Origin of the sequence: Microbacterium oleivorans (assembly GCF_001644225.1) — a bacterium.
Lineage (GTDB): Bacteria > Actinomycetota > Actinomycetes > Actinomycetales > Microbacteriaceae > Microbacterium > Microbacterium gawkjiense.
Window position 1 is genome coordinate 188149 of record NZ_LSTV01000002.1, and the last position, 22512, is coordinate 210660.

26 protein-coding genes are annotated in these 22512 nt (G+C 71.5%); 13 read left to right on the plus strand and 13 right to left on the minus strand.

What is annotated here, in order from left to right; genetic code table 11:
- Positions 1-55: 55 nt before the first annotated feature.
- From nirB to AYL44_RS07490, 5 genes are read left to right on the plus strand one after another with little or no spacing between them, the layout of a single operon-like run.
- Positions 56-2635, plus strand: coding sequence for a nitrite reductase large subunit NirB (gene nirB / locus AYL44_RS07470; protein ID WP_197471612.1), 2580 nt, complete (start codon positions 56-58; stop codon positions 2633-2635).
- Positions 2632-3009, plus strand: coding sequence for a nitrite reductase small subunit NirD (nirD, locus tag AYL44_RS07475; protein ID WP_064002660.1), 378 nt, complete (start codon positions 2632-2634; stop codon positions 3007-3009). Before nirB ends, nirD begins: the two co-directional genes overlap by 4 nt.
- Complete coding sequence (cobA, locus tag AYL44_RS07480) at positions 3006-4247, plus strand: uroporphyrinogen-III C-methyltransferase (protein WP_064002661.1); 1242 nt, start codon at positions 3006-3008, stop codon at positions 4245-4247. The genes nirD and cobA overlap by 4 nt, the downstream gene beginning before the upstream one ends.
- Complete coding sequence (locus AYL44_RS07485) at positions 4244-5389, plus strand: uroporphyrinogen-III synthase (RefSeq protein ID WP_064002662.1); 1146 nt, start codon at positions 4244-4246, stop codon at positions 5387-5389. Before cobA ends, AYL44_RS07485 begins: the two co-directional genes overlap by 4 nt.
- On the plus strand, positions 5386-6081 hold the full coding sequence (locus tag AYL44_RS07490; RefSeq protein ID WP_064002663.1) for a sirohydrochlorin chelatase: 696 nt from the start codon (positions 5386-5388) through the stop codon (positions 6079-6081). The genes AYL44_RS07485 and AYL44_RS07490 overlap by 4 nt, the downstream gene beginning before the upstream one ends.
- A 325-nt stretch (positions 6082-6406) precedes the next feature.
- Here AYL44_RS07490 and AYL44_RS07495 read toward each other — a convergent pair whose 3' ends face one another.
- Positions 6407-7282, minus strand: coding sequence for an EamA family transporter (locus AYL44_RS07495; protein ID WP_064002664.1), 876 nt, complete (start codon positions 7280-7282; stop codon positions 6407-6409).
- Positions 7279-8508, minus strand: coding sequence for a serine hydrolase domain-containing protein (locus tag AYL44_RS07500; protein WP_064002665.1), 1230 nt, complete (start codon positions 8506-8508; stop codon positions 7279-7281). The genes AYL44_RS07495 and AYL44_RS07500 overlap by 4 nt, the downstream gene beginning before the upstream one ends.
- A gap of 117 nt (positions 8509-8625) precedes the next feature.
- On the opposite strand from AYL44_RS07500, the gene AYL44_RS07505 reads away from it, so the two are divergent.
- Positions 8626-8937, plus strand: a complete 312-nt coding sequence (locus AYL44_RS07505; RefSeq protein WP_064002666.1) for a DUF2470 domain-containing protein — start codon at positions 8626-8628, stop codon at positions 8935-8937.
- 207 nt (positions 8938-9144) lie between these two features.
- Here the strand turns inward: AYL44_RS07505 and AYL44_RS07510 are convergent, their stop codons facing one another.
- Positions 9145-10527: an ATP-dependent DNA helicase gene (locus AYL44_RS07510; RefSeq protein WP_197471613.1), complete on the minus strand. Its 1383-nt coding sequence runs from the start codon at positions 10525-10527 to the stop codon at positions 9145-9147.
- 44 nt (positions 10528-10571) lie between these two features.
- On the opposite strand from AYL44_RS07510, the gene AYL44_RS07515 reads away from it, so the two are divergent.
- Entirely contained in the window at positions 10572-11699 is a 1128-nt protein-coding gene (locus tag AYL44_RS07515; RefSeq protein ID WP_064002667.1) for a hypothetical protein, read from the plus strand.
- A gap of 6 nt (positions 11700-11705) precedes the next feature.
- Here the strand turns inward: AYL44_RS07515 and AYL44_RS07520 are convergent, their stop codons facing one another.
- The 3 genes from AYL44_RS07520 to AYL44_RS07530 form a co-directional block, all read right to left on the minus strand.
- Positions 11706-13688 carry a cytochrome c oxidase assembly protein gene (locus AYL44_RS07520; RefSeq protein ID WP_064002668.1) on the minus strand — a complete coding sequence of 661 codons (1983 nt, stop codon included), beginning with the start codon at positions 13686-13688 and terminating at the stop codon, positions 11706-11708.
- Between the two features lie 82 nt (positions 13689-13770).
- Positions 13771-14049, minus strand: coding sequence for an HU family DNA-binding protein (locus tag AYL44_RS07525; RefSeq protein WP_064002669.1), 279 nt, complete (start codon positions 14047-14049; stop codon positions 13771-13773).
- Between the two features lie 413 nt (positions 14050-14462).
- Positions 14463-15494, minus strand: a complete 1032-nt coding sequence (locus tag AYL44_RS07530; RefSeq protein ID WP_064002670.1) for an alpha/beta hydrolase — start codon at positions 15492-15494, stop codon at positions 14463-14465.
- A gap of 181 nt (positions 15495-15675) precedes the next feature.
- Here AYL44_RS07530 and AYL44_RS07535 point away from each other — a divergent pair, with 181 nt between their 5' ends.
- From AYL44_RS07535 to AYL44_RS14690, 3 genes are all read left to right on the plus strand, one after another.
- Positions 15676-15855: a hypothetical protein gene (locus AYL44_RS07535; protein WP_064002671.1), complete on the plus strand. Its 180-nt coding sequence runs from the start codon at positions 15676-15678 to the stop codon at positions 15853-15855.
- Positions 15856-16093: 238 nt separating this feature from the next.
- Entirely contained in the window at positions 16094-16762 is a 669-nt protein-coding gene (locus AYL44_RS07540) for a class I SAM-dependent methyltransferase (protein WP_197471614.1), read from the plus strand.
- 40 nt (positions 16763-16802) lie between these two features.
- Positions 16803-16967 carry a hypothetical protein gene (locus tag AYL44_RS14690; RefSeq protein ID WP_197471615.1) on the plus strand — a complete coding sequence of 55 codons (165 nt, stop codon included), beginning with the start codon at positions 16803-16805 and terminating at the stop codon, positions 16965-16967.
- Between the two features lie 43 nt (positions 16968-17010).
- Here AYL44_RS14690 and AYL44_RS07545 read toward each other — a convergent pair whose 3' ends face one another.
- The 3 genes from AYL44_RS07545 to AYL44_RS07555 are packed head-to-tail and all read right to left on the minus strand — an operon-like array spanning position 17011 to position 18196.
- Positions 17011-17316 (minus strand): hypothetical protein, encoded by a 306-nt coding sequence (locus AYL44_RS07545; RefSeq protein ID WP_064002672.1) that lies wholly within the window; start codon positions 17314-17316, stop codon positions 17011-17013.
- A 29-nt stretch (positions 17317-17345) separates the two neighbouring features.
- Positions 17346-17849: a GNAT family N-acetyltransferase gene (locus tag AYL44_RS07550; RefSeq protein WP_064002673.1), complete on the minus strand. Its 504-nt coding sequence runs from the start codon at positions 17847-17849 to the stop codon at positions 17346-17348.
- A complete protein-coding gene (locus tag AYL44_RS07555) occupies positions 17846-18196 on the minus strand; it encodes an ArsR/SmtB family transcription factor (protein WP_231872752.1) in 351 nt (116 codons plus the stop codon). Before AYL44_RS07555 ends, AYL44_RS07550 begins: the two co-directional genes overlap by 4 nt.
- Before the next feature lie 92 nt (positions 18197-18288).
- On the opposite strand from AYL44_RS07555, the gene AYL44_RS07560 reads away from it, so the two are divergent.
- The 3 genes from AYL44_RS07560 to AYL44_RS07570 are packed head-to-tail and all read left to right on the plus strand — an operon-like array spanning position 18289 to position 20782.
- Positions 18289-19608, plus strand: coding sequence for an NAD(P)-binding domain-containing protein (locus AYL44_RS07560; protein WP_064002674.1), 1320 nt, complete (start codon positions 18289-18291; stop codon positions 19606-19608).
- A gap of 47 nt (positions 19609-19655) precedes the next feature.
- On the plus strand, positions 19656-20381 hold the full coding sequence (locus AYL44_RS07565; RefSeq protein WP_197471627.1) for an aquaporin: 726 nt from the start codon (positions 19656-19658) through the stop codon (positions 20379-20381).
- Positions 20378-20782 (plus strand): arsenate reductase ArsC, encoded by a 405-nt coding sequence (locus tag AYL44_RS07570; RefSeq protein ID WP_064002675.1) that lies wholly within the window; start codon positions 20378-20380, stop codon positions 20780-20782. The genes AYL44_RS07565 and AYL44_RS07570 overlap by 4 nt, the downstream gene beginning before the upstream one ends.
- Before the next feature lie 82 nt (positions 20783-20864).
- Here AYL44_RS07570 and rpsN read toward each other — a convergent pair whose 3' ends face one another.
- The 4 genes from rpsN to AYL44_RS07590 all read right to left on the minus strand — a co-directional run bounded on the left by rpsN (position 20865) and on the right by AYL44_RS07590 (position 22393).
- On the minus strand, positions 20865-21170 hold the full coding sequence (rpsN, locus tag AYL44_RS07575) for a 30S ribosomal protein S14 (protein ID WP_064002676.1): 306 nt from the start codon (positions 21168-21170) through the stop codon (positions 20865-20867).
- A gap of 4 nt (positions 21171-21174) precedes the next feature.
- Positions 21175-21345 (minus strand): 50S ribosomal protein L33, encoded by a 171-nt coding sequence (gene rpmG / locus AYL44_RS07580; protein WP_005051772.1) that lies wholly within the window; start codon positions 21343-21345, stop codon positions 21175-21177.
- A complete protein-coding gene (gene rpmB, locus AYL44_RS07585; RefSeq protein WP_018187658.1) occupies positions 21345-21581 on the minus strand; it encodes a 50S ribosomal protein L28 in 237 nt (78 codons plus the stop codon). Before rpmB ends, rpmG begins: the two co-directional genes overlap by 1 nt.
- 173 nt (positions 21582-21754) lie before the next feature.
- A complete protein-coding gene (locus tag AYL44_RS07590) occupies positions 21755-22393 on the minus strand; it encodes a HEAT repeat domain-containing protein (protein WP_064002677.1) in 639 nt (212 codons plus the stop codon).
- Between the last annotated feature and the right edge of the window lie 119 nt (positions 22394-22512).

A 22512-nucleotide genomic window follows, 5' to 3' on the forward strand; every position in this document is an offset into this window, starting at 1 on the left:
GAGACCGCAACACGACGTGACCACGCAGGCAACCTCGCCCGCATACCGTCACGACATGAGCTCCACCGGCCCCACCCCGTCCCACGTGGTCGTGGTCGGTGCCGGGATGGTCGCACACCGCTTCGTCGAGAGCCTGCTCAGCCGCACCGACGAGCCGTGGCGGATCACCGTGATCGGCGAGGAGCAGCGGCATCCCTACGATCGGGTCGGCCTCACGTCCTTCTTCGCCGGGGCGTCGGCCGACGACCTCGCCCTCGACGGGGGTCCGCTCTCGGACGAGCGGGTGCGGTTCCTGCGCGGCGTCGCCGTCACGCGGATCGAGCGCGACCGCGCCGAGGTCGTCACCGACCGCGGCGAGCGCATCGCCTACGACCGGCTGGTCCTCGCGACCGGTTCGTACGCCGCCCGGCTCGCGGTCGACGGGTACGACCACGACGGCTGCTTCGTCTACCGCACGCTCGACGACGTGGAGGCGCTCGAGCGGTTCGTGCAGCGCCGGTCGGCCGAGCTCGGCCGCCGGCTGGTCGGCACGGTCATCGGGGGCGGGCTGCTCGGCCTCGAGGCGGCCGGCGCGCTGCAGGGCCTCGACGTCGACTGCACCGTCGTGCAGTCCTCCGACCGGCTCATGTCGGCGCAGCTCGACCTGCCCGCCGGCGACGCCCTGCGCCGGCTCATCGAGCAGCGCGGGATCGGCGTGCGCACGTCGGCGATCACGACGCGCCTCGACGCCGACCGCAGCGGGCAGGTCGTGGGACTGGAGTTCCGCGACGGGTCGTGGGAGCGCACCGACGTCGTCGTCTTCACCGTCGGCGTCCGCCCGCGCGACGAACTCGCCCGCGCGGCCGGACTCGTCGTCGACCCGCGCGGCGGTGTCGTCATCGATGCCGGCTGCGACACGTCCGACCCGGCGATCCTCGCGATCGGCGAAGTCGCCAGCTTCGAGGGCCAGTGCGTCGGTCTCGTCGCCCCCGGCTACGCCATGGCCGAAGTGGCCGCGGCGCGCCTGCTGGGGCTCGAGGCCTCGTTCGCGGGCTTCGACGTGTCGACGAAGCTCAAGCTCTCGGGCGTCGACGTCGCGAGCTTCGGCGACGCGTTCGCCGAGACGCCCGGCGCCCTCGACGTCGTCTACGCCGACCCGATCGCGGGGGTCTACAAGAAGCTCGTCGTCTCGGACGACGCGAAGACGCTGCTCGGCGGCATCCTCGTCGGCGACGCGTCGGCCTACGGGTCGCTCCGCCCCCTCGTCGGCGGCGCCCTCGGCGGCGACCCCGTCGCCTACCTCCTGCCCTCGGACGGTGTCGCCGCCCCGACGGGCGACCTGCCCGATGAGGCGCTCGTGTGCTCCTGCAACAGCGTCACGGCCGGCGGCATCCGCTCGGCCGTCCACGACGAGGGCTGCACCGACGTGAAGGGCATCAAAGCCTGCACGAAGGCGGGAGCCGCGTGCGGGTCGTGCGTCGGCATGATCACGAAGCTCCTCGGCAGCGAGCTGGCGAAGACCGGCGCCGCCCTCAGCACCGCGCTGTGCGAGCACTTCGCGATGTCGCGGCGGCAGCTCTTCGACGCGGTCCGCGTGTCGGGGCTGTCGACCTTCAGCGCGGTCATCGACCGGTTCGGCACCGGCCGAGGCTGCGACATCTGCAAGCCGGTGCTGGCCAGCATCCTGTCGACCCTCACCGGACGGCACGTGCTCGACGGCGAGAACGCGACCCTGCAGGACACCAACGACCACGTCATGGCCAACATGCAGAAGGACGGCAGCTACTCGGTCGTCCCGCGCATCCCGGGCGGCGAGATCACCCCCGAGGGACTGGTCGTCCTCGGGCAGGTCGCGCAGGACTTCGGGCTGTACACGAAGATCACCGGCGGCCAGCGCATCGACATGTTCGGCGCGAGGCTCGAGCAGCTGCCCGAGATCTGGAAGCGACTGGTCGACGCGGGCTTCGAGTCGGGCCACGCCTACGGCAAGTCGCTCCGCACGGTGAAGTCGTGCGTCGGGTCGACGTGGTGCCGCTACGGCGTGCAGGACTCGGTCGGCATGGCGGTGCAGCTCGAGCTGCGCTACCGCGGGCTGCGCTCGCCGCACAAGATCAAGCTCGGCGTCTCGGGCTGCGCCCGCGAGTGCGCCGAGGCCCGCGGCAAGGACGTCGGCGTCATCGCGACCGAGGCGGGCTGGAACATGTACGTCGGCGGCAACGGCGGCTTCACGCCCCGCCATGCGGTGCTCCTGGCCGAGGGACTCGACGACGCCGGGCTGCTGCAGGCGATCGACCGGTTCCTCATGTACTACGTGTTCACGGCCGACCGCCTGCAGCGCACCGCCCCCTGGTTCGAGGACCTCGAGGGCGGCATCGACGAGCTGCGCCGCGTGATCTTCGACGACTCGCTCGGGATCTGCGCGGATCTGGATGCCGCCATGGCCCGCCACCTCGACAACTACGAGGACGAGTGGAAGGCGACCCTCGACGATCCCGAGAAGCTCCGCCGCTTCGCCTCGTTCGTCAACGCCCCGACCACACCCGACCCCTCGCTCGCCTACACGGTCGAGCGCGGGCAGGCGCGTCCGGCGACGCCCGAGGAGCGCGAGGGCGGCCGCATCCTCATCGCGGGGACGACCCTGGAGGTGCGGCGATGACGATGATGGTGCACGAAACGGATGCCGCGGTGCCGGCCGGCTGGACCGCGGTCTGCGCTCTCGCCGACCTCGAGGTCGAGCGCGGCCGCGCCGCCCTGCTCGGCGACGAGCAGATCGCCCTCTTCCTCACGCACGGCGGCCGCGTCCACGCGGTGCAGAACCTCGACCCGTACAGCGGTGCCAACGTGATCTCGCGCGGCATCGTCGGCACCCGGGGCGAGGTCCCGACGGTGGCGTCGCCGATGTACAAGCAGGTCTTCGACCTGCGCACCGGGGTCTGCCTTGAGACGCAGGGCAAGGACGCGAAGACGCTGCGGGTGTGGCCCGCCGCCGTCGAGGGCGGGATCGTCTACGTCCGGGAGGAGCAGCGATGACCACCCTCTTGGGTCTCTCTCTGACGGGACGACGCGTCGTGTTCGTCGGCGGCGGCGCCGTCGCCGGGCGGCGCGTCGGCCGCTTCCTCGATGAGGGAGCGCTCGTGACCGTGGTCGCTCCGGCGCTCGGCGACGCCCTGCGCGCGCACGTCGCCGCCGGCCGCGTGACGTGGGTCCCGCGCCCCGCCCGTCAGGACGACGTGACGGATGCCTGGCTCGTCCACACCGCGACGGGCGACGCATCCGTCGACACCGCCGTCGCGGCGTGGTGCGACGCCGTCCGTGTGTTCTGCGTCAACGCGTCGGACGGCGCCCACGGGTCGGCCCGCCTGAGTGCCGAGACCCGATCGGGCGACGTCATCGTCGCCGTCGCGTCCGACGCCGGCGTCGACCCGCGCCGCTCCGCGCGGCTGCGCGACGGGATCGCGGCGGCGCTGCGCGACGGGATGCTGCCCCTGCGACGCCGTCGCACCGCCGCCGGCCGTGTCGACCTCGTCGGCGGCGGCCCCGGCCCCGCCGACCTCATGACCGTCCGCGGTCGCCGGCTGCTCGCCGAGGCCGACGTCGTCGTCGCCGACCGGCTCGGGCCGACCGACGTCCTCGCCGAGCTCGACCCCGACGTCGAGGTGATCGATGTCGGCAAGGCACCCGGACACCACCCCGTGCCGCAGGACGAGATCAACGCGCTCCTCGTCGCTCACGCCCGCGCCGGCAAGCGCGTCGTCCGCCTGAAGGGCGGCGACCCCTTCGTCTACGGCCGCGGCGGCGAGGAGGTCGCCGCGTGCCTCGCGGCGGGTGTTCCCGTCGAGGTGGTGCCCGGGCTGACGAGTGTCGTGTCGGTGCCCCAGGCCGCCGGCATCCCGGTCACCCATCGCGGCACCGCCGCGGGACTGCACGTGACGATGGGCCAGGGCCCGGTGTCGGCGGCGACGCGCGCCGCGCTGGCCGACGACACCGTGACGACCGTCGTGCTCATGGGCGTCGCCGCCCTGCCGAAGCTCGTCGCCGCCGCGCTCGCGGCCGGGGCGCCCGCGCACCGGCCCGTCGCGATCGTCGAACGGGGTCACACCCCGACGCAGCGGACGACGCGCACGACCCTGTCGGCCGCGGTGACGGATGCCGCGGCCTCCGGTGTGAGCAATCCCGCCGTCATCGTGGTGGGCGAGGTCGCCGCCGCGGGCCTGCTCCTGCCCGACGTGGCCGCGGTCTCGGCGGGAGGAGGGGATCCCGACCGGTGACGACGCCCCGCCCCGCCCTCTCGGCCGCGCTCGGCGGCTGCACGATCGTCATCGCCGTCGATCGTCGGTCCGCCGAGCTCGCGTCGGCGTTGGAGCGGCATGGGGCGACCGTCCGCCACGCTCCGGCGCTCACGATCGTGTCGCACATCGACGACGAGGCGCTCATCGGGGCGACGCAGCAGCTCATCGACACCCCGCCCGACATCGTCGTGGCCACGACGGGGGTCGGGTTCCGCGGGTGGATGGAGGCCGCCGACGAGGCGGGCCTGCAGGGCGCCCTGCACGAGGCGCTCGCGGGGGCGCAGATCGTCGCACGCGGCCCCAAGGCGCGCGGCGCGATCCAGCAGGCCGGGTTGACGGCGGACTGGGTCGCCGAGTCCGAGACCTCTGAGGAGCTCGGCGCCTTCCTGCTCGCCGAGGGTCTCGAGGGGCGCCGCGTCGCGGTGCAGCACCACGGCTCGGGCGCGGACGGCCTCGACGAACTGTTCACCCAGGCAGGCGCCGACGTCGTGAGCCTGACGGTCTACCGCTGGGGGCCGCCGCCCGATGGCGCCGCGGTCGCGCGCTCGGTGGTCCAGACCGCGCAGGGCGAGGTCGACGCCGTGCTGTTCACCTCCGCGCCGGGGGCCGCGGAGTGGATCGAGACCGCGCGACGCGAGGGCGTGCTCGAGGACGTCGTGCAGCGCTCCGCCGACGGCACCCTCCTGCTCGCGGCCGTCGGCCCGATCACCGCAGGTCCTCTCGTCGCGGTGGGGGCTGCGCCGCTCATCGCCGAGCGCGGCCGGCTCGGCTCGCTCGTTCGCGCCGTCGTCACCCACTTCGGTGGCGGGGGCGCGCCGTCGCTCGCCACGCCCGCCGGGCGCCTCGAGCTGCGCAGCGGCGCCGCCGTCCTCGACGGTGCCGTGTTGCCCCTGTCGCGCACGTCGGCGTCGATCCTCGCGATGCTCTTCGCCGCCCGCGGCGGCGTCGTCGGGCGGGCCGAACTCGCCGCCGCCCTGCCCCGCTCGGGTGCCGACAGCGCCCACGCCGTCGACGTGGCGATCGCGCGCACGCGCGAAGCCCTCGGCATCCCGACCCTCATCCGCACCGTCGTCAAGCGCGGGTACCGCCTCGACGTCCTCGCCCCGGAAGGATCACCGTGACGCCCGTCCTCATCGCCTGCTCGCACGGGACCAGTTCGGTCGCCGGCCGTACCGCCATCTCGGCCCTCGTCGAGAAGGTACGGCTGCTCCTTCCGCACGTCGCCGTCGAGGAGGCGTTCGTCGACGTGCAGCAGCCCGAGATCGACGACGTCGTGCGTGCGACCGCGCCGCGCGCCGCGGTCGTGGTCCCGCTCCTCCTGTCGACGGGGTTCCACACGAAGGTCGACATCGCTCGCGCGGTGACGGATGCCGGGGGCCGCGCCTCCGCCACGGCACCGCTCGGGCCGCATCCGCTGCTCGCCGACCTGCTCGCGACGCGACTGCGCGAGGCGGGGACGGCTCCCGGCGACGCGGTGGTGCTCGCGGCGGCGGGATCGACCGACCCCGCGGCATCCGTCGACGTCGTCGCGATGGCCGACCTGCTGCGCGAGCGCATCGACGGCCCGGTGTCGGTCGGCTTCGCCGCGGGCGCGGGAACCCGCATCGGGGCCGCCGTCGCTGCGGCGCGGGATGCCGGTGCCCCCCGCGTCGTGGCCGCGAGCTACGTCCTCGCCCCCGGCTACTTCGCCGACGTCATCGCCCGCTCCGGCGCCGACCTCGTCACCGCGGCGCTGGCGCCCGACGACCTCGTCGCACGGGTCGTCGTCGAGCGCTACCTCGCCGCCGCCGCCCCGCTCACCCGCGCCGCCTGACCCACCCCGCGCGCCGCATCCGCTCCGTGCCGCCCGCGAAAGCGCTCCTCCGTGCCGAAAGCGCCTGCACAGCACCGACATCAACCGGCGCGCTCGGCAGCAACGCACGCTTTCGCGGCGCACGCCGTGCCCGGCGCGCGAACCCCCGGCGCGTCAGCCGACGGGCTCGGCGACGTCGCGTGCGCGGCATCCGCTCCGTGCCGCCCGCGAAAGCGCTCCTCCGTGCCGAAAGCGCCTGCACAGCACGCTCACCAACCGGCGCGCTCGGCAGCGACCCACGCTCTGGCGGCGCACGCCGCGCCCGGCGCGGGAACCCCCGGGCGCGTCAGCCGACGGGCTCCGCGACGTCGCGCGCTCGGCGGCCCGCCGCACGGACGGCGCCGATCGACGCGACGATCACCAGCGCGATGCCCGCGACCTCGAGCAGGCTCAGGTGCTGGCCGAGCAGCAGGAACCCGGCGAGCGACGCCGTCGCGGGGGCCAGTGCCATGAGGATCGAGAACGCCGCCGCGGGCAGGCGACGCAGCGCGATGAGCTCGAGCGCGTAGGGGATGGTCGACGACAGCATCGCGACGGCGGCGCCGAGCGCGACCAGATCGAGGCGGAGCAGCGACGCACCGGCATCCACGACCCCGAAGGGCAGCGACAGGACGGCACCGACCGCCATCGCGAGCGCCAGGCCGTCGAGCTTGGGGATGGCGGCGCCCACCTTCGCCGAGGCGAGGATGTAGAACGCCCAGCTGACGGCCGCGCCCAGGGCGAAGACGACCCCGAGGGGATCGAGCCGGTCGAAGCCGCCGCCGCCGAGCGCGACGACGCCGACGAGCGCCAGCCCTGCCCACAGCCACGCCGACGCGCGCCGGCTCGCGATGATCGAGAGAGCCAGCGGTCCGAGGATCTCGATCGTGACCGTCACGCCGAGCGCGAGCCGTTCGAGCGCGAGATAGAAGAAGCCGTTCATGACGGCGAGCGCGACGCCGAGCTGCACGACGGCGGTCCACGCGGCGCGGCTATGCCCGCGCAGCGACGGACGGGCGATGAGCCACAGGATGAGCGCCGAGAACACGAGGCGCAGCATCACCATCCCGAGCGGGCCGACCTGCGGGAACAGCAGGACGGCGAGCGAGGCACCGACCTCCTGGCAGCAGAGGCCGACGACCACCAGGACGACCGCGGTCGTCGGGGCGGTGCGTGTGGTCACTCGCCGCAGATGGCGTAGCCGGCGAGCTCCTCGCCGAGGCTCTCGACCGTCCACGGCAGGCCCAGCTCGGGAGCCGTGCGACCGTCGGCGGCAGGAGCCTTCGATGCGAGGGCGGCGAGCTGCCAGGCGAGCAGGCGCGCGACGTTCGACGACGCCCGCGAGTCGTTGAGCACGACGACGACCGACATCCCGGTCTCGCGGTCGGCGAAGGCCGCGACCATGTAGCCCGGGAGGGAGCCGTACTGCCCGACGAGGCTGTCGCCCTGATACGTGCCGCCCTTGGCCGTGAACCAGGTGGGCTGCGAGTCGGCGACGGGACGGGCGTCCGCGAGGCGCTGCTCCACGTCGTAGGGGCGGGCGCCGACGGCCAGGGCGCGGACGTAGGTCGAGAGGTCCGCGACGCTCGACACGGCGCCGGCCGCCGCTGCGCCGACGCTCGAAGTGAGGTCCGTCATGTCCGTCGGGGCGCTGCAGTCGGCCTTGCCGTCCTCACCGGACGCGAGGTACGAGCCCTTCAGCCGGTCGCCCCCGCCGACCCCGGCGGGGAGGGAGCTGGAGGTCATCCCGAGCGGCTGGAAGACGTACTCGTCGAAGAGCTCGTTCAGCGGCGTGTTCGCGGCACGCTCGAGCACGATGCCGAGCAGCACGTACCCGGTGTCGGACTCCGCGAAGCGTGCGCCGGGCTCGAAGGCGCGCGGCTGACCGAGGCCGTAGGCGACGAGCTCGCGCGGGTTCCAGGTGCGCTCGGGCGTCGCGAGGACGCGTTTGAAGATCGCGCCGAGATATCCGTGCAGTCCGCTCGTGCTGTCGCAGAGCTCGCCGAGGGTGATGTCGCTCTCGGCCGGATAGGAGTCGACGTACTCCGCGATGCTGTCGTCGAGGGCGACGGTGCCCTTCTCGACGAGGGCGTACAGGACGTCGCAGGTCATCGCGCGGGTGACGTTGACGGCTTTGAAGGTCATCGCGGGGTCGACCTTCGGGCCGCCCTCGCCCGACGTGCCGACACCGGCGACCCACTGCCCCGACCAGGGCACCGACACCGAGACGATCGCCCCGCTCGCGCCGACGGCGGTCATCGCCGTCTCGGTCAGGGTCTGCATCTGGTCGGTCAGATCCGACGGGAGGGCCCCGTCGACCTGGTCGACGCCGATGTCGATCCGCGCGGGTTCGGGTGAGCACGCTCCGAGACCGATCGCGAGACCGAGCGCCGTCACTGCTGCGACCACTCGTCTCGACACTCGTCCTGCCACGCGCAGATCACCCCCGTTCTTCCCGTCCCATGATTACAGCACACCCGTCGGCCGCCTCCCGTTCGCCCGACCGCGCCCTCCTAGGCTGTGCGCATGATCGCCGTCTTCGACGACTCCGTGCAGCGCGCCGTGCTCCACCACATGAACGCCGACCACACCGACGACAACGTGCTCATCGCGCGCGCGTTCTCGCCGCTCCCCGACGTCATCGCGGCGACGATGACGACCTTCGACGGCGCCGCGGGCGAGTGGCACGTGATCACCGCGGACGGGGCCGAGGACGTCATCCGCATCCCCTGGCCCGGCGGCGCGATCACCGAGCGCGCCGAAGTCCGGCGAGAGATCGTCGCGCTCTACGACGCGGCCAGCGCCCGGCTCGGCGTGGAGCCCCGCCCGCATTCCTAGACGATCCGACCTTCAGGTCAACCGTCTTCGACGACATCGCCGACCCCGCCGCGTTCAAGGACGTCGCGGTGCCGTGGGATGCCGCCGAGCCCGAGCGCGTGAGCGACGAAGTCCTCCTCGCCTACCGCTTCAACACCGAGCTGTGCGCCGACCTCGCGGCGGCGAAACGCACCTCTGCCGCCTGACCCGACGAGCGGATGCCGCGGCTCACCCCGCGTTCTGCGCCGCCCGCACCCCGGCCATGAAGCGCCGCACGTCGCGGTCGACGAGGATGTCGGCGGGGCGCAACGGGCGCGACAGGTAGAGCCCCTCGAGCGAGGTCAGCCGTGAGAGCGCGACGTAGGTCTGCCCCGGCGCGAACGCCCCGTTGCCGAGGTCGACGATCGCGCGGTCGTAGGTCTTGCCCTGCGACTTGTGGATCGTGACCGCCCACGCGAGACGCAGCGGGAACTGCGTGTACTCGGCGACGATCTCGCGGGTCAGCTTGCGGGTGCCGGGGTCGTAGGCGTAACGGAACTTCTCCCACACCGTCGGTTCGACGTCGTGCTCCTCGCCGTCGAGCTCGACGCGGACGGTGCCGCCCGCGATCCGCGTGACGGTGCCGATCGACCCGTTGACCCACCGCGGACCGTCGCCGCCGAACCCGCCGATGTCGTTGCGCAGGAACATGACCTGCGCCCCGACCTTCAGCTGCAGCTCCTGGTCGGCGGGGTAGGCGTCGCCGCGCCCGAAGTCGCCGCTGATCTCGGCACGGGCCGTCTGGGCGGGGCCGGGCAGCGCGTCGAGGTGGCGCTGGTTGATGCGCGACACGATGTCGTTGCGCGTCGCGAGGGTGATGATCGGCACCTCGCCGGCGGCGGGTTCCGGCGGCTTGCGGGCCCCGGCGGCATTCAGCGCGCCGGCGATGTCGGCCGTCACGATCCCGTGGCGCACGGCGTTGAGCATCGCCTTGAACGCGTCGTCGGACTGGCGGTGGATGTCGCGCAGCTCGGCGATGTGCAGCGGAGCGCCGACCCGGCCGAGGTCGAGCAGCCCGTCGGAGCGGATCGCCCCGGCATCCGCTCGGGGCCCTGCCCACACCTGCGCGTCGAAGAACCAGAACGAGCGGTAGTGGTCCTGGATGTAGCGCAACTCGTCGCCGCGGGGCGGCACCGGGGAGAGCTGGTACGGGTCGCCGAACATGACGACCTGCACCCCGCCGAACGCCTCGGCGCGTCGGCGGCGGGCCTGGCGCAGCGACCGGTCGATCGCGTCCATGACGTCGGCGTTGACCATCGACACCTCGTCGATGATGAGCGTGTCGATGGCGTTGAGGATCTTGCGCGTCGCGTCGGTCTGCTCGATCTCGCTGTCGGCGATGAGGCCGATCGGCAGCTTGAACAGCGAGTGGATCGTCTGACCCTCGACGTTGAGCGCGGCGACGCCGGTGGGTGCGCAGACGGCGATCTGCTTGTTCGTGTTCCACGCGAGGTGCTGCAGCAGCGTCGACTTGCCGGTGCCGGCACGACCCGTGACGAACACGTGTTCGCGGGTGTCCTCGATGAGACGGAAGAGCGCGTCCTGTTCGGGAGACAGGGGCGGCGTGCTCACCGGAACAATGCTAGCTACCAGCCGGGCTTTCCTAGACTGAGCGTGTGGAACGCGAGGGGGAAGAGGCGGTGGCGGATGCCGCCGCGTCCGACGCTCCCGCACCCCGCACCCGCACGGCCACCGTCGCCGGACCCCGTCGGCGCCGCAAGCTCGCGTTCGACCTGACGGTGCTGGGGGTGGTCGGCATCCTCTTCATCGGCGCCGTCGGCGCGACGTCGGCCGTCCTGTACCGCCAGCTCTACAGCCCGACCGCGTTCGTGCTCGACTACCTGCACCTTCTCGCCGACGGGCGCGCGACCGACGCCCTGCTCGTGCCCGGCGTCTCGGCCACGTCGAAGGACCTCGCCGCCGCGGGTCTGCCGGCCGATGCCAGCGCGGCGCTGCTGCGCGGCAGCACGCTGACGCCGCTGTCCGACGTCGAGCCGGTGTCGGAGGAGACGGATGCCGACGGCACGACGGCCGTCACCGTCACCTACCGCGTAGGCGGTCACGCCGGCGAGACGACGTTCGAGGTCGAGCGCGACGACGACGAGGGCGGCATCCTCCCCCGATGGCGGTTCGCGCAGAGCCCTCTCGCGGTGATCGAGCTCGGGGTCCGCGGGTCGATGCAGTTCGAGGTGAACGGCTTCGAGATCGACAAGCGTCAGGTCTCGCCCGAGGCCGAGGAAGCCGACCCGCTCGAGCCGATCCCGATGCTCGCCTTCTCGCCGGGGCTCTACTCGATCACCGTCGACACCGCGGCGACGACGAGCCCCGGGGTCGCCGTGCTGTCGGACACCCCGCTCGCCGAGATCCCGGTGTCGTTCCAGGCGGAGCCGACCGACGAGTTCGTCGGCGTGGTCCAGCGCGAGGTCGACGCGTTCCTCGCGGAGTGCGCGACGCAGAAGGTGCTGCAGCCGACGGGATGCCCCTTCGGGTACTACGTGCGCAACCGCATCGTCGAGCCGCCCACCTGGTCGATCGAGGAGAACCCGGTCGTCACCCTCGAGCCCGACGGCGCCGGATGGGCGATCACGCGCACGCAGGCGGTCGCCAAGATCGACGTGCAGATCCAGTCGATCTTCGACGGCTCGATCTACGACGTGACCGAACTCGTCCCGTTCTTCCTGACGGGCAAGATCACGATCCTCCCCGACGGCACCGCGTCGATCGCGGTGTCGGCCGCGGACTGACCGGGCTCAGCGCGCGGCTTCGCGCCGGGCATCCCGTTCGGCGATCGCGGCGAGCCGGGCGTTGTACGCCTCGAGCTCCGCATCGCCGCTGCGGTCGGCCTGCCGGTCGTCGCGTCGCTGGCGTCGCTCGTCCGACCGGCTCCACTGCACGGCGACGACGATCGCGAGGATGAGCGTCGGGATCTCGCCGATCGACCACGCGATGCCGCCGCCCATGTACTGGTCGGCGAGCGGGTCGAGACCCCACGTCCGCCCCATCGAGCCGAACCACTCGGCGACGAACAGTCCCGACGACATCATGATCGCGATGCCGAAGAACGCGTGCATCGCCATGACGCCGATGAGGGTCAACAGGCGGCCGGCGTGCGGCAGCCGGTAGGGCACGGGGTCGATGCCGACGAGCGAGAGGACGAAGAGGTAGCCGACCGTGAGGAAGTGCAGCACCATCCACTCGTGACCGAGGTGGTCGTACAGCGTCCAGCGGAAGATGTCGGTGTAGTAGAACGCCCAGAGCGACACGATGAACAGGGCCGCCGCCACGAGCGGATGCGTGATGATCTTCGCGTAGGGGCTGTGCACGGCCCAGAGGATCCACTCGCGGCCGCCGCGCGTGCCGTCGTCGCGCTTGCGGATGGCGCGGGACGCGAGGGTCACGGGCGCACCGAAGACGAGGCACATCGGGATCGCCATCGACAGCAGCATGTGTCCGACCATGTGCATGCTGAAGAGGTAGTCCTGGTACGCGTTGACCGGTCCGCACGTCACGTACAGCAGGAGCAGGAGCCCGGTCACCCACAGGACGGTGCGGCCGATCGGCCAGCGGTCGCCGCGGCGGGCGAGCCGGCGCACCCCCGCGAGGTAGAAGAATAGGCCGAACCCGACGGCGAAGGCCCAGATGAGGTCGACGTCCCACATCGTCACGAAGCGCAGCGGGGTGAGCTCGGGCGGCAGGGGCGATCCGGTGAGCACCTCCGCGGGGGTCGCGTCGGTGGGAATCGTGGTGTCGACCGGCGGTGGGGTGAGCGAGAGGGCGACCGCCGCGCCCGAGGCGATGCCCATGAAGAGCACCTCGACGGCGACGAGGGTCCAGAAGCGGGCGGCGACGGCGGTGTCGCGGATGCCGGCGATCAGCCGCCGGCGGTAGATCGCTCCGAGCACACCCAGCGCGAGCAGGGCCCCGACCTTGACCATGACGAGCGCGCCGTACGGCGAGAAGACATTCGCGGGGCTGACGAGCCCGATGAGGGCGCGGGCGACACCCGAGAGGGTGACCACGATGAAGGCGGCGAGCGCGATGCTCGAGTAGCGCTGCAGGACGACGACCAGCTTGTCGCGCGACAGCACGGGTCGCAGCAGCACGATCAGCAGCAGACCGCCGAGCCACGCCGCCGCCGCGATGATGTGGAGCGAGAGCGAGGTGACGGCCGAGTTGTGGTTGGCCTCGCTGCCGGTGTGGCCGGCGGTCGCCATGGGCACCATCGCGGCGATCGCGAGGATCGTCACCAGCAGGGTCGCCAGCCAGCCGCGGACGGCGAAGGCAAGCACGGTCAGCGCAGCTGCAGCCACGGTGGTCATGAGCCAGGCGCGACCCGGGTCGGTGTCGACGAGGAACCTGCCGAGCTGCTCGCCGAACGCCGCGTCGGCGCTCGGCCGCGCCGGGATCACCTTGAGGAAGGTGAGGTAGGCCGTCGAGCCCGCCGAGACGGTGAGGATCGCGGCGCCGGCGGAGGCGGCATCCAATGCCAGGTCGAACTCCTTCGACCCCGACGCGAACGCGAACACCGCGAGCACCAGCGAGCCGACGAGGAGCGCGGCCGAGAGGTTGACGACGAGCTCCGCCACGGGGAGACCCCAGCGCACGACCGGACCGGGGTCGCCGATCACCAGCGGTGCGGCGCCGCCGCCGTAGGCCAGGCCCAGCAGGAGCGCGACGAGACCCGCGCCCGCGAGGATCACCGGGCCGGCGAAGCGGAGAGCACGCGGGTTCACCCGTCAAGCCTACGCGCGGGCGGGTGGGGGAACGCCGAAGGGGGATGCCTCTCGGCATCCCCCTTCGTACGTCTGCAGCGTCTTACTTGACGGCAGCCTTCAGCTTCGAGCCGGCGCTGACCTTGACGCGCTTGCCGGCGGGGATGTTGATCTCGGCACCCGTCTGCGGGTTGCGGCCGGTGCGAGCCGAGGTCTCGACCTGCTCGAACGCGATCCAGCCCGGGATCGAGACCTTCTCGCCCTTGGCGACGGCCTCGGAGACGGACGAGAACAGGCCGTCGACGACGCGCGAGACGGTGGCCTGGCTCTCGCCGGTGGCGCTGGCGATGCTGGCGACGAGTTCGGTCTTGGTGATGGCCATGGTGCTCCTCCAGACGGCGGGTCGCCGTCTTCAGTTACTCGGACCGACGGGATTCCGCCGGTTGGTCGTTGCGACCGGTCCCGAATATACCCACGAACCCCGGAATTCCGCGGATCTTCGCTCATCTCGCCCGTAATCGACCGGCGTGTCGTGTGTCAGACGTGGTTTTTGGGGCTGATGTTGCCGATTCGGGCGGATTCCGCGGATTTCCGCGGGAGGGGTTGCTTTTGCGCGCGGTTGTGCCGTCGGCATCCGTCGTCTGTCGTCGGATTCGGAGAATGGCGCGGGATTCGGATGCGGCGGGCGGCGGGCGAGCGGCAGCAACCGCGGAGATTCGGCGCAATCCGGGCGCCTGGGCGGGGTGACGGCCGGATGCGGGCCGAAACTCCGCGGTCGGTGTCGCGGCATCCGCGTCAGATGCGGCGCAGGGCGGCGACGACGTCGTCCTCCCAGCGGCGAGCGGCTGGCAGCGCGCCGACATACAGAGGGGTGTCGTGCGTGACGCCGAGGTAGCGCGTCGCGCTCGCATCGACGCCCGCGTCGCGGAGCTTCGCGGCGTACGTCGCGCCGTCGCGGCGAAGCGGGTCGTACTCCGCGGTGAGCACGACGGCGGGCGGCAGACCCGCGTGCGACGCCGCGCGCATCGGCGAGGCGTACTGTTCTCGCGCGCGGGACCGGTCGCCGAGGTAGGTGCGGGCGACCGAGCGCAGCTCGCGCAGGGCGATGAACGCCGGCACCCCGAGCGCGTACGTCGCACGCAGGTCGATCCAGCGGCCGGTGAGGTCGGTGACGGGGACTTCGAGGATCTGCAGCGTCGCCTGTCGCGTCCCGCGGTCGCGGTTCATCAGAGTGAGGGATGCCGCGAGGCATCCCCCCGCCGAGGCACCGTTCAGGCCGATCCGGTCCGGATCGAGGCCGAGCTCGGCGGCGTGCGCGTGCAGCCACACCCACGCGGCGTGGACCTGCTCGACCTGCGTCGGGTAGCGGTGTTCGGGCGCGAGCGAGTAGCCGACCGCGACGAGCACGACGCCGGAACGGTCGGCGCGGCGGCGACACGAGGCATCCGCCGTCGGGTAATCGATGCCGCCGATGCGGAACGCGCCGCCGCCGATCACGAGGCACGTCGGTGCCGGGGTCGGGGCCGACGCGGGGCGGTAGACGCGGATGCGGACGTCGGGGTACCCATCGACCGGCACGGTGTGCTCGGTCGTCTCCATGTCGGGACCCGGGATGCCGGCGGTGCGCAGTTCCATGCGGTCCCAGTTGAGGGCGGCGCGGCGGTGCCGCTCGCGCGGCGTGAGCGGCTTCGCCTTCGTGGCTGACGCGGATGCCGCGGGTGCGGGCTTCGCCGGACGGAACCGCGCGGTCAGCTCGGTCCACGCCTTCTTCGCGAGGTAGCGGCGGTGCGTGCGCAGTCGCTCGCGGAAGAACGGATCCAGCGGCATGGGGCTCCCTCCGACCGTTCGAGCGTAGCCCCGGGTCGTCGGGCGCGGACTCGGACGCGGTGAGGGATACCGCCGAGATCGTCTCCGTGAGGTCTCAGTGCACGAAGGTTTCGGGCGGGGGTTCGGTTCGTCGAAAGCCTCCTAAACTTTCCCTTCCGAGATAAGTGAAAAGGGAACAGCGGTGTACGAGAACGAGAACGCGAGCGGGAATCGACGCGCCCTCATCGTCACCGTGATCGTCGTCATAGCTTTGATCGCCACCGTGTGGCTTGTCGTCATGACTGGCGCGCTGGCTCTGATGCTGGATCCCGAGGTCGAAGGGCTGCGGGCGATCGGGCGCTGCGACTCTTCCGGGCCGTAGGGAATCTGCCGCCGGGATCCACCAGCCCAGCGCGATAAGAATGGCACGTCGGTTTCGGTCGGGAGTGTCGGCGGGTGGATGGCTATTCGCTGGGGTGAACTCCGCCCGTCCACGTCGACGATCGGCTGTTCTGGGGGGTGCGGCCGTGGCGCTCCTCGCGTTGACCGCGGCCGCCGTTCTCGGCGTGTTGACCTGGACACCGCGCGCGGGGTGACTGAGCCTTCATAGGCTTCAGCGCGTGGATCGTGTGACGATGCGACTGGCGAGCAAACTGAGCCTGTTCAGCGCAGCGCACCCCTGGTCGCACAACGAGGCCTATGCGCCGTGGATCCTCCGACATGCACGCGCGATGCACAGACAGGGCGGCGAACGTGCCCTCGACGTCGGTTGCGGAACAGGCCGCCTCCTGCAGCGACTGGCCGACGTGATGCCACATGTCGTGGGAGTGGAGCCCGACGAGCCAACCGCTGCCCGAGCGCGTGCCGGGCTTGTGGGCGTGGATAACGCCACAGTGATCGAGGCGTCCTTCGATCCAGCTGCATTCGACCCGGAGTCTTTCGACCTCGTGACGTTCGTTGCGGTGCTGCACCATCTCCCGCTCGGTCCGACGCTGGAGGCGATGCGAACGCTCATCAGACCGGGCGGGCGCCTGATCATCGTCGGGCTCGCTCGTGAGGTCCCCGCCGACCTCCCGTTGTCCGTCGCATCGGTGATTCTCAACCCCGTGATCGGGCTGATTCGTCACCCGCGTCGCGCTCGCGAGGTACCGGACAGCATGACCGCGCCGACGTCCGAGCCGAACGAAACATTTGCCGAGGTCGCCGCTATCGCACGCGCGGCTCTACCCGGGGTGAGGATGCGCCGTGGCCTGTTCTGGCGTTACACGGCCGTCTGGAGCAAGCGTTGACGACCGCTCCACAAATGACTCGGCGGGATAGCCTCATCACATGTTCAAGGTCTACGTCGCCCTGCTCCTGATCGTCGGTCTCTTCATGACGATCTTCGGCACCCTCCTGCCGCTGGGCGGCGGTCTCACGATCGCGGCGATCGGTGTCGCTGCGATCGGCGCCGGACTGACGCTCGTCGGGGTCGCCATCCGGTCACCGAAGTAGTCCCGCTCACCGTCCTCAGCGACGTCGGCGCCGTCGGACTGTCTCAGTCCTCAAGTCCCTCCAGCTCAGCGAGCGCCTGCTTCGCTCGGTGCAGCCGCTCGTCCTCCGGCTCTTCCCACCAGTAGGGTCCTCGCTCGCCGAGCCCGTGCTTCGCCAGGTCGACGCGCCTGCGGGCGGCTGCCGTGGCATCCGGATCACCCTGAGCGCGGCGCACCCCTGATCTACCGCGCCCGAGATGGGAGGTCAGCGCCGCCACGAGGTCTGCGGGCAGCGACGGGTCGGTGCGCCGCCATCGACGACCGTTGATGACGAGCCATCGCTCGTCGCCAGAAGCTGCATCATCCGCCATCGACAATCCGCCAAAGGGTCCGGGGCCGTTCAGCCCAGCCGGCGTTCGATGAGGATCGTGTCGCGCCAGGTGTCCGCCCAGGGGCCGTAGGTCATGTACGCGACGCGTTCGCGGTGGCCGATGCGGCGGAAGCCAGCCCGCTCGTGCAGGGTCAGGCTGGCGGTGTTCTCGGGGAAGATGCTGGCTTGCACCGTCCAGATGCCGGCAGGTGCGGCCTCGCTCAGGAACGCGGCGAGGAGATCTCTCCCGACCCCGCGCCCGCGGGCGTCATGCGCGACGTACACGGAGTGTTCGACGACGCCTCGATAGACCTCTCGCGCCGAGACCCGGGACGCGGCGATCCAGCCGAGCAGGGCGCCATCGGAGTCTGTCGCGACGAGCCTGCCGACAGGGAGCTTTCCTCGATCGAAGTCGCTCCACGACGGGGGCTCGCTCTCGAACGTGGCGTTTCCCGCGGCGATGCCTTCGCGGTAGATCGACTCCACCTGTGGCCAATCGTTCGCAGTCATGGCACGGATGGTCGCGTGGGTCATGGGCGAAGAGCCTGGGATGCCGCGTCGAGGGCGTCGGTGACGACGCGGTAGTAGGCCCAACGGCCGCGCTGCTCGCGGGTGGCCAGTCCCGCGTCGACGAGCTGCTTCATGTGATGCGAGACGGTCGGCTGGGACAGACCCACCGGTTCGGTGAGGTCGCAGATGCAGGCTTCCCCGTCGTCGGATGCGGCGATGAGCGAGAGCAGTCGTACGCGGGTCGGGTCTCCGAGGGCTTTGAAGACCCGCGCGGTGCGCTCCGCGTCCGCGACCGAGATCACACTCCCCGTGACCGTACCGCAGCACACGGCCCCGTCCGTGGGTGCGAGGAGCGGGAGATGCGTGGGCATGAGGCCATCCTCTCACGTCGTATTGACATCTGTCGATGCGTTGGGGCATTCTCAATCCATCGAGGTTCGTCGATGTGTATCGGAAGGTTCAGATGGAGAACGCATTGCCCGTGGTCGTCATCGGCGCAGGCCCGCAGGGGCTGGCGGCGGCCGCACACCTGGTCGAGCGGCGCATGCCCGTCATCGTGCTCGAAGCCGGCGCTTCCCCTGCCGCGGCTGTCGCCGAGTGGGGGCACGTCCGGTTGTTCTCGGAATGGCCCGAACTCATCGACGCGGCCGCAGCGCGCCTCCTGAGCACCACCGGATGGCAGGCACCGGCCGCGGGGTACCCCACCGGGGAGCAGTGGATCGAGACGTACCTCGCCCCCCTCGCAGCGGCCCTGGGCGATCGCATCCGCCTCGGCGCCCGCGTCACGGGCGTGTCGCGTCTCGGCCGGGATCGGCTCGTCGACGCGGGACGCGGGGATCAGCCGTTCACGGTTCACGTCGCTCCCACGGAGGGGGAGGAGTATCGGCTGCAGGCTCGTGCCGTCATCGACGCATCGGGCACGTGGGCCACCCCGAACCCCGCCGGCGCTGACGGGCTCCCGGCGCTGGGAGAGAGTGCCGCAGCGGATCTGCTCTCGTACCGCATCCCGGACTTCCGAGATCGAGCCGGGTTCGCCGGCACGCACACCGTCGTGATCGGTTCCGGCCACTCCGCTGTCACCGCTGTCCTCGCCCTTGCGCGCATGGCGCGGCGCGATCCGTCGACCACCGTGACGTGGGCGCTGCGACGAGCGACGGCCGGCAACACCTTCGGCGGGGGCGACGCCGACGAGCTGCCCGCTCGCGGGGCGCTCGGGAAGACGGCGAAGGAGTACGTCGACGCCGGTCTCGTCTCGCTCGTCACCGGGTTCCGCGTCGAGCGTGTCACTCGCGCGGGCGAAAGCGCCGTCCTGATCGCTGAGGACGGCCGCACCCTCACTGCGGACCGGGTGGTCGTGCTGACCGGGTTCCGTCCCGACCTGTCATTCCTCTCCGAGCTGCGGCTGGAGCTGGACCCGACGTTGCAGGCACCCGTCCGGATAGCGGCCGAGATCGACCCCAACGTGCACTCCTGCGGGTCCGTCGCCGCGACCGGTGCCGCGGACCTCGCGCAGCCCGAACCCGACTTCTACCTCGTGGGAGCGAAGTCGTACGGGCGCGCGCCGACGTTCCTCGCACTGACCGGCTACGAGCAGGTACGGAGCGTCGTGGCGGAGCTCGCCGGCGACCGCCAGGCCGCTCGCCGTGTCGAGCTGTCCCTGCCGGACACCGGTGTGTGCGGGGGTGCGGGACTGTTCGACGCAGCCGGATCCTCGCTCGATGGTGGATGCTGCGCCCCGCCCGCCGCGCTGCTGCAGGTCGGCCGGTCCCCGGCATCCGTCTGATCATGGATGCCGAACCGCGCCCGCCGTCATCGGTGCGACCGCCGCTGATGCGCCGCCTGGGCGCCGAGTTCCTCGGGACCGGGATGCTGGTCACGGTCGTCGTCGGATCGGGGATCGCCGCGCAGCGACTGTCTCCGAACGATGTCGGCCTGCAACTGCTCGAGAACAGCCTCGTCACCGCCCTCGGCCTCGCCGTGCTGATCCTCCTGGTCGGCCCCGTGTCGGGAGCCCACCTCAACCCCGCCGTCTCCCTCGTCGACTGGGTGCTGTCGCGCCGTCGTGCCGGCGGCCTGTCGTCGACCGACCTCGGCGCGTACGTCGCCGCTCAGATCACGGGCGGTGTCGCCGGCACCCTGCTGGCGAGCGTCATGTTCGACGTCGCCCCGACGCTCTCGACCACTGTTCGCGCGAGCGCAGGGCAGCTGGTCGGGGAGGTGGTCGCCACTGCGGGACTGGTGCTGCTGGTGTTCGCCCTCGCGCGCACGACCACGGCCGCTGTGACTGCCGCGGCGGTCGGGGCCTACATCGGCGCTGCCTACTGGTTCACCAGCTCGACCTCGTTCGCGAACCCCGCCGTCACCGTCGCCCGGATCTTCACCGACACGTTCACCGGGATCGCCCCCGCCTCCGCGATGCCGTTCATCCTGGCGCAACTCGTCGGCGCCGCCGTCGGAGTCGCGCTCCTTCTCGTCCTCTACCCGACGGCCGATCGCACCGCCGCCCGCGCCGTCGTCCCCATCCGACCCGACAGCACACCGCAGGAGCACTCATGACCGACACCACCAAGCCCGCCGTCCTCTTCGTCTGCGTCCACAACGCCGGCCGATCGCAGATGGCCGCCGGCTACCTCCGCGCGATCGCGGGCGACCGCATCGATGTGTTCTCCGCCGGCAGCGAGCCCGGCAACGCCGTCAACCCGAACGCGGTCGCCGTCATGGCGGAGGAGGGCATCGACCTCACCGGCGCCGTGCCTCAGATCCTCACGACCGATGCCGTCCGCCAGGCCGATGTCGTGATCACCATGGGATGCGGCGATGCCTGCCCGATCTTCCCCGGCAAGCGCTACGAGGACTGGCAGCTCACCGACCCCGCCGGCCAGCCCATCGACGTGGTCCGCGAGGTCCGAGACGACATCCGAGGACGAGTCGAAGAGCTCGTCGCGAGTCTCGTCTGACCGCGACGCGGCGAGCGGATCCACCCCCGGCAAACGACGAAGCCCCCGTCCGAGGACGGGGGCTTCGTGCGGATGCTGTTGCTTACCAGCTCGACTTGGTGACACCGGGCAGCTCGCCACGGTGCGCCATCTCGCGGAAGCGGACACGCGAGATGCCGAACTTCGACAGGTGGCCGCGGGGGCGACCGTCGATGGCGTCGCGGTTGCGCAGGCGCACGGGCGACGCGTTGCGGGGAAGCTTCTGCAGGCCGACGCGGGCGGCCTCGCGGGCCTCGTCGGTCGCGTTCGGGTCGACGAGGGTCTTCTTCAGCTCGGCACGCTTCTCGGCGTAGCGAGCGACGACGACCTCACGCTGCTTGTTGCGCGCGATCTTGCTCTTCTTGGCCATGAGATCAGCGCTCCTCTCGGAATTCGACGTGCTTGCGGATCACCGGGTCGTACTTCTTCAGCACGATGCGGTCGGGGTTGTTGCGGCGGTTCTTGCGCGTCACGTAGGTGTACCCCGTGCCGGCGGTCGAGCGCAGCTTGATGATCGGACGGACGTCCTGAGCCTTCTTCGCCATTAGAGCTTCACACCCTTCGCGAGGAGGTCCTTCACGACCGACTCGATGCCGCGGGCGTCGATGACCTTGATGCCCTTAGCCGAGACGTTCAGCGTGATCTTGCGACCAAGCGAAGGAACGAAATAGGTCTTCTTCTGCACGTTCGGGTCGAAGCGGCGCTTCGTCCGGCGGTGCGAGTGCGAGATGTTGTGACCGAAGCCGGGAACTGCTCCAGTCACCTGGCACACTGCTGCCATGGTGATGTCTCCTTAGTACCGTGAAGCCGGACGGCCCCACCCAAGATCCCTTGTCTGCACCCCACATCCGGACACGGCTCAAGAGCCGTCTTCTGGAGGTGGGATGCGAACTGCGTGCTGGAGTGCGCGCAGACGAAGAGTCAGTCTAGCACGGCCGGGCGTGTCGCCTTGACTCAGGCCGATTCCGCCACCGCGACGACCGCCTCGGCGTACGTCACCTCGGGGTCGTCCATCAGCCGGGCGGTCACCGCGGCGTGCGCCCGCGTGTACGGACCACCGGTCGCCAGCGCCCAGTCCACCTGAGGCCGCGCCGGTTCGCCGATCGTCGCGAACGCCTCACTGAGGCTCCGTCGGGTGTCGTCCTCGCCGCGCGCGAACTGCGTGGCCAGCACGTCGGCGAGAGCGGATGCCTCGGCTGCCGGCACGTGCCGCGCCGCGGTCCGCCATGCGGTGCGCGCGACCGTGTCGTCGGCATCCTTCAGCAGCTCGGTCGTGACGGCCGGCCACACCCGCGGTCCCCCGATCTTCGACATCGTGTGCAGCGCCTGCGCGCGCACCTGCGCGCCGCGCGAGCGCAGCTCGCCGATCAGCAGGTCGAGCACCTCGTCGGCGTCGTGACGGGTCAGCGCCCACGTCAGCATCTCGCGGACGAGGAACTGCGGCTCGATGCGGCACTGCGCCACCAGCACCGGGATGTACTCCGACCGCGGGTGCGTGCCCGCCGTCATCGCGGCCTGCACGCGCGCCGACGGGTCCAGCGACGCGAGGGCGGCCTCGAGCCGGGCGGCGGCGTCGATCGGAGCGTCGGTCATGGGGGTCACCTCACGGAGTCGGGCGGGATGCGGCATCCCACCCTGTCCCGAACACCCGGGCACCCGCGCGTGTTCCCGCGTCGCTTCGCCAGGGGATGGAGGCTCCCGAGGGCCGAACC

Coding starts and splice junctions, on each gene's coding strand:
- rpsN (WP_064002676.1), bottom strand. CDS start 21,170: ATGGCCAAGAAGAGCAAGATCGCGCGCAACAAGCAGCGTGAGGTCGTC.
- AYL44_RS07590 (WP_064002677.1), bottom strand. CDS start 22,393: ATGACCGACGCTCCGATCGACGCCGCCGCCCGGCTCGAGGCCGCCCTC.
- rpmB (WP_018187658.1), bottom strand. CDS start 21,581: ATGGCAGCAGTGTGCCAGGTGACTGGAGCAGTTCCCGGCTTCGGTCAC.
- AYL44_RS07530 (WP_064002670.1), bottom strand. CDS start 15,494: ATGCCGCTGGATCCGTTCTTCCGCGAGCGACTGCGCACGCACCGCCGC.
- AYL44_RS07525 (WP_064002669.1), bottom strand. CDS start 14,049: ATGGCCATCACCAAGACCGAACTCGTCGCCAGCATCGCCAGCGCCACC.
- rpmG (WP_005051772.1), bottom strand. CDS start 21,345: ATGGCGAAGAAGGCTCAGGACGTCCGTCCGATCATCAAGCTGCGCTCG.
- cobA (WP_064002661.1), top strand. CDS start 3,006: ATGACCACCCTCTTGGGTCTCTCTCTGACGGGACGACGCGTCGTGTTC.
- AYL44_RS07545 (WP_064002672.1), bottom strand. CDS start 17,316: ATGGCGGATGATGCAGCTTCTGGCGACGAGCGATGGCTCGTCATCAAC.
- AYL44_RS07565 (WP_197471627.1), top strand. CDS start 19,656: ATGCGCCGCCTGGGCGCCGAGTTCCTCGGGACCGGGATGCTGGTCACG.
- AYL44_RS07560 (WP_064002674.1), top strand. CDS start 18,289: ATGGAGAACGCATTGCCCGTGGTCGTCATCGGCGCAGGCCCGCAGGGG.
- AYL44_RS07570 (WP_064002675.1), top strand. CDS start 20,378: ATGACCGACACCACCAAGCCCGCCGTCCTCTTCGTCTGCGTCCACAAC.
- nirB (WP_197471612.1), top strand. CDS start 56: ATGAGCTCCACCGGCCCCACCCCGTCCCACGTGGTCGTGGTCGGTGCC.
- nirD (WP_064002660.1), top strand. CDS start 2,632: ATGACGATGATGGTGCACGAAACGGATGCCGCGGTGCCGGCCGGCTGG.
- AYL44_RS07505 (WP_064002666.1), top strand. CDS start 8,626: ATGATCGCCGTCTTCGACGACTCCGTGCAGCGCGCCGTGCTCCACCAC.
- AYL44_RS07555 (WP_231872752.1), bottom strand. CDS start 18,196: ATGCCCACGCATCTCCCGCTCCTCGCACCCACGGACGGGGCCGTGTGC.
- AYL44_RS14690 (WP_197471615.1), top strand. CDS start 16,803: ATGTTCAAGGTCTACGTCGCCCTGCTCCTGATCGTCGGTCTCTTCATG.
- AYL44_RS07550 (WP_064002673.1), bottom strand. CDS start 17,849: ATGACCCACGCGACCATCCGTGCCATGACTGCGAACGATTGGCCACAG.